Annotated in this window: 6 protein-coding genes; 3 read left to right on the top strand and 3 right to left on the bottom strand. The window is 76.8% G+C overall.

The annotated features are described in order from the left end of the window. Positions 1-48: 48 nt before the first annotated feature. Positions 49-423, bottom strand: coding sequence for a hypothetical protein (locus tag ACK586_RS12225; protein ID WP_409330757.1), 375 nt, complete (start codon positions 421-423; stop codon positions 49-51). A gap of 289 nt (positions 424-712) precedes the next feature. Next, a complete protein-coding gene (locus ACK586_RS12220; RefSeq protein ID WP_409330756.1) occupies positions 713-982 on the bottom strand; it encodes a DUF2277 domain-containing protein in 270 nt (89 codons plus the stop codon). Between the two features lie 113 nt (positions 983-1,095). Here ACK586_RS12220 and ACK586_RS12215 point away from each other — a divergent pair, with 113 nt between their 5' ends. Together ACK586_RS12215 and ACK586_RS12210 are read left to right on the top strand one after the other, a co-directional pair. Beyond that, complete coding sequence (locus ACK586_RS12215; protein WP_409330755.1) at positions 1,096-1,497, top strand: hypothetical protein; 402 nt, start codon at positions 1,096-1,098, stop codon at positions 1,495-1,497. 10 nt (positions 1,498-1,507) lie between these two features. After that, on the top strand, positions 1,508-2,410 hold the full coding sequence (locus ACK586_RS12210; RefSeq protein ID WP_409330754.1) for an SDR family NAD(P)-dependent oxidoreductase: 903 nt from the start codon (positions 1,508-1,510) through the stop codon (positions 2,408-2,410). 4 nt (positions 2,411-2,414) lie between these two features. Here ACK586_RS12210 and ACK586_RS12205 read toward each other — a convergent pair whose 3' ends face one another. Next, positions 2,415-3,149, bottom strand: coding sequence for a GAF and ANTAR domain-containing protein (locus ACK586_RS12205; RefSeq protein ID WP_409330753.1), 735 nt, complete (start codon positions 3,147-3,149; stop codon positions 2,415-2,417). Between the two features lie 182 nt (positions 3,150-3,331). Here ACK586_RS12205 and ACK586_RS12200 point away from each other — a divergent pair, with 182 nt between their 5' ends. Then, a complete protein-coding gene (locus ACK586_RS12200) occupies positions 3,332-4,747 on the top strand; it encodes an ethanolamine ammonia-lyase subunit EutB (RefSeq protein ID WP_409330752.1) in 1,416 nt (471 codons plus the stop codon). Positions 4,748-4,833 lie beyond the last annotated feature (86 nt).

Here is a 4,833-nt window from a genome sequence, read left to right as displayed (position 1 = left end):
CGCAGCGCAGGAAACCTGCGCTGCGGCACTCCGCTCGGGGCAGCGCGGTCAGCGGCCGGCGGTCCCGCGCAGCACCTCGGAGGGCCGCTGCTGCTCGCCGGCGTAGGAGCTGACGACCACCAGCGCGCCGGTGAGGGCGGGGACGACCCACTGCAGGCGGTCGAGCTGCTCCTGGGCGGCGGCCACGTCGCCGCGCGTGCGGCGGCTGGGCTTGGTGCCCGACCTCGCGGGGACGGCGCCGCCGCGGTCGACGATCTTGCCCAGCCCCCGGCTGTAGGCGGTCACGCCGAGTGCGGCCGCGGTGAGCGCGGTCTTGAGCACCGACATCCCGGCCACCCCCTTCTGCTGGGCGACCCGGCCGCTGTTGCTCCCCAGCTGGCCGATGCTGCCGATCAGGTGCGCGCCGATCGCGGCGGCGTTCACCGGCGTCCAGCGGTTCCACCCCTCGTTGGCGACGGCGCCGGTGCTTCCGCCGCCCGCCTCGCCGGACGCCGGGTTGAGGGCGACGGCGTTGGCCAGGGTGCCGCCGAACCAGGCGGCCAGGCCGAGGTCGTGTGCAGGGAACGCGAGAGGGTGTTGCGGGCCATGGAGGACTCCAGGATCAGGGGAGGGGAGCTCCCCGGCTACCCGGCGGCCACCCGCCCCATGCCCGTTGCGTGCAACCGGCGAGGTCGCGCCGGTTCAGCGGGCCCCGGGATCAGCGGGCCCGGGGTCAGCGGGCATAGCGCGCCGCCGAGCGGGCGCGGGCCTTGGCCGCCTCGACCTCGCGGTCCTTGGGTGCAGCGGTGGTGACCAGGGCGTCCAGCAACCGGGCCGAGGCGGCAGCGACCTCGGCGACGGCCCGGTCGAAGGCCTCGGCGTTCACCCGTGCGGGCTTCGTCGTCCCGCTGATCTTGCGCACGTACTGCAGCGCCGCGGCCGTGACCTCCTCCTCCGTCGCCGGGGGCGCGAAGTTCGACAGCGGGCGGATGTTGCGGCACATGCCGGGACTGTAGGAGCGACCGGCGCGCGCGGGGAACCGCTTCCGGACCGGGTCGAGGTGCCCTCCTCCTCCGCGCGCGGCAGGCTGGGGCGTCGAGGGACGGGGGAGCGCGGGTGACGGTCCTGCTGGTCGACGTCGCCAACGTGCTCGGTGCGCGGCCCGACGGCTGGTGGCGCGACCGGGCCGGGGCGACGACGCGGCTGCTGGCGCGACTGGCCGACCTCCCCGGACGCGAGCTGACCGGGCCCGGCGGCGGGCCGCTGCGGATCAGCGCGCTGGTCGCGGTGGTCGAGGGTGCCGCCCGCGACGTCCCGGCGCCGGCGGGGATCCGGGTGGTCCGGGCACCGGGCAGCGGGGACGACGCCCTGGCCGCCGAGGCCGCGGCGAGCAGCGGGCGGCTGCTGGTCGTCACCGCCGACCGCGGCCTGCGGGCCCGGCTGCCGTCCGGCACCGCCACCACGGGGCCCGGCTGGCTGCTCGGTCACCTGCCGAATGCCTCGGGCACGGCCGGGTAGGACGCCACACATGACCGGTCCCGCGGAGCCCGCCGCGCCCCCGTCCCTCCTCGTCACCGGCGCCTCGAGCGGCATCGGCCGCGCCACCGCGCTGCGCGCGGCCCGCCGCGGCGGGTCCCTGCTGCTCCTGGCCCGGGGCCGCGAGGCGCTCGAGGACGCCGCCCGCGAGGCCCGGGACGCCGGAGCGCGGGAGGTCCTCGTCTGCCCGGCCGACGTCACCGACGCCGACGCGGTCGGGAACGCCGTCGACACGGCGGTCGCCCGCTTCGGCGGGCTCGACGTCGTCGTCCACGCGGCGCAGGTGATGGCGTACGGGCGGGTGGAGGACGTGCCGCGGGCGGTGTACGAGGCCGTCGTCGACACCGCGCTGCACGGCACCGCCAACGTGGCCCGGGCGGCGCTGCCGGTGTTCCGGCGGCAGGGGGCCGGGCACCTGGTGGTGGTCAGCTCGCTGCTGGCGGAGGTGGCCGCGCCTCTGATGGGCAGCTACGTCGCGGCCAAGTGGGGCCAGCTGGGGCTGGTGCGCACGCTGCAGCAGGAGGTCCGGGACGCTCCGGGCGTGCACGTCTCGGCCGTCGCGCCCGGGGGCGTCAACACCCCGATCTACTACCAGGGCGCCACCTACGCGGGTCGGACCGGCCGCCCCCCGGTACCGGTCTACTCCGCCGACCGGGTCGCCCGCGCGGTGCTCGCCCGGCTGGAGCGGCCGCGCCGGCTGGTGCACTCCGGCATCGCCAACCCGGTCGTGGTCGCCGGCTTCCGCCTGCTGCCCGCGGTCTACGACGCCCTGGTCGGCCCGTTGCTCAGGGTGTTCGCCCTCGCCTCGGACGACGAGCGCGGTCCGACCGAGGGCAACGTGTTCGAGTCCCGGCCCCGCGCCAACGCCACCGACGGGCGCTGGCGCGGGATCTGAGGCCTCACCAGCGGCGCTGCCCGCCCTCCGGCAGACCCGCCTCGAAGGCCTCCACCACGCCGGCGGCGACCTCGCGCAGCTTCACGTTGCGCCGTTGCGAGGCCAGCGTGAGCAGCCGGAACGCCTCCTCGGCGCGGCACCGCTCCTGCGCCATGACCAGGCCGACCGCCTGGCCGATGGTGGTGCGGGTGTCCAGGCCGCCGAGGAGCTGCTCGGCGCGGTCGTCGCCGTCGGCGATCCGCAGCGCCACGGACAGCGCGCCCGCGGCCCGGGCCGCCCAGCGGGTGGCCACCTCCTCGTCGGCGTCGGAGAACGACGCCGGCCGGGTCGAGTAGAAGTTCAGCGCGCCCCGGCTGCGGTCGGCGACCACCAGCGGCAGCGACAGCGAGGACCGGACCCCCACCTCGGTCGCCAGGTCGGGGTAGCCGCCCCAGCGGTCCTCGGCGGCCATGTCGGCGACCCGGATGACCACCCCGTCGCGCATGGCCTGCAGGCACGGGCCGTCGTCCACCCGGTACTGCCGCGCATCGGCCCGCTCGGCGAGCTCTCCGCTCGCCGCGACCGTCACACCCCCGGAGGCGCGGGCCAGCGTGAGGCCGCAGGCCTCGGCGCTGGGGGTCTGCCGCGCCGCCACGCGGACGAGGTCGCCGAGGAAGGCGTTGAGGTCGCCGGCGGCGGCGAGGAGGGCGAGGAGGTCGGTGTCATCGGGGACAGGCGTCTCCCCGAGGGTGTCCACCACGGTCGAGCTGCTCCGTATCGGCCGGCGCGAGGGTGGCCCACCCTTGGACCGCGGAGGAGTTTACGTCGTACGCGATGGGCTGGGGCGCAGGGCATGACGCGAGCGTGTCCGAGCCGCCGTCCGGATTGACCAGCGCGTACCGGGAGGTCACGCTGGCCGCTCGTCCAGGACGAGGAGGCGCCGTGACCGTACGCCGCGCGACCGTCGGCGGGCACGCGTACGAGTTCCCCACCATCGTGGAGGTCCTGGCCAGGGCGACGCCGGCACGCTCCGGTGACGTGCTCGCCGGCTGCGCGGCGGGGTCCGCGGCCGAGCGGGTGGCCGCGCAGGCGGTGCTGGCCGATCTGCCGCTGACGACCTTCCTCGAGGAGCCGGTGGTCGGCTACGACGAGGACGACGTCACCCGGCTGGTGCTCGACACCCACGACCGCGCCGCGTTCGCCCCGGTCGCCGCGCTGACCGTCGGCGGGTTCCGCGACCGGCTGCTGACCTGGGCCGCGGCCGGGGACGAGGCGGCGATCAGCGGGCTCGCGCCGGGGCTGACCCCGGAGATGGTCGCGGCGGTGTCCAAGCTCATGCGCACCGCCGACCTGGTCTCCGTCGGCCGGCGGGCCCGCGTGGTGACCGGGCTGCGCAGCACGCTCGGCCTGCCCGGGCGGCTGGCGTCACGCCTGCAGCCCAACCACCCCACCGACGACCCGCTCGGCGTCACCGCCTCGGTGCTGGACGGCCTGCTGCACGGCAGCGGCGACGCCGTCATCGGCATCAACCCGGCCACCGACTCGCCGGCCCGCACGGTCGAGCTGCTGGAGCTGCTCGACGCCGTCGTCCGCCGCTACGAGATCCCCACCCAGACCTGCGTGCTGGCGCACGTGACCACCACCCTGCGCGCGCTGGAGGCCGGCGCGCCGGTCGACCTGGTGTTCCAGTCGGTGGCCGGCACGCAGGCGGCCAACCGGTCCTTCGGCGTGACGCTCGACCTCCTCGCCGAGGCCCGCGCCGGGGCGCTGGAGCTGCGCCGGGGCACGGTGGGGGAGAACGTCACGTACTTCGAGACCGGGCAGGGCTCGGCGCTGTCGGCCGGCGCGCACCTCGGTGTCGGCGGCCGGCCGGTGGACCAGCAGACGCTCGAGGCGCGGGCCTACGCGGTGGCCCGGCACTTCGACCCGCTGCTGGTCAACACCGTCGTCGGGTTCATCGGCCCGGAGTACCTCTACGACGGCAAGCAGGTGCTGCGCGCCGGGCTGGAGGACCACTTCTGCGGCAAGCTGCTCGGCGTGCCCATGGGCGTGGACGTCTGCTACACCAACCACGCCGAGGTCGACGGCGACGACACCGACACCCTGACCCTGCTGCTGGGCGCCGCGGGCTGCACGTTCGTGATCGCCGTCCCGGGGGCGGACGACGTGATGCTGCACTACCAGTCGCTGTCGTTCACCGACGTCCTCACCGCCCGGCAGGTGCTCGGCCTGCGCCCGGCGCCGGAGTTCGAGGCCTGGCTGGCGCGGATGGAGCTGCTGGACGACGCCGGCCGGGTCCGCGCGCTCGCCTCCGACGCCCCCGCCGCCCGGGCCCTGCTGGCCGCGGTGACCCCGTGACCGGCCCCGGTCCCGACCCGCTCCCCGCCGCAGAGGCCACCTCGGCGGGGCCGGGAGGCGCGCCGCGGGCCCCGCCGGCGGGGCGG

It is taken from the genome of Trujillonella humicola (assembly GCF_046233715.1).
Lineage (GTDB): Bacteria > Actinomycetota > Actinomycetes > Mycobacteriales > Geodermatophilaceae > Trujillonella > Trujillonella humicola.
This window is presented reverse-complemented; position numbering and strand designations above follow the sequence as displayed.

Coding starts and splice junctions, on each gene's coding strand:
- ACK586_RS12220 (WP_409330756.1), bottom strand. CDS start 982: ATGTGCCGCAACATCCGCCCGCTGTCGAACTTCGCGCCCCCGGCGACG.
- ACK586_RS12210 (WP_409330754.1), top strand. CDS start 1,508: ATGACCGGTCCCGCGGAGCCCGCCGCGCCCCCGTCCCTCCTCGTCACC.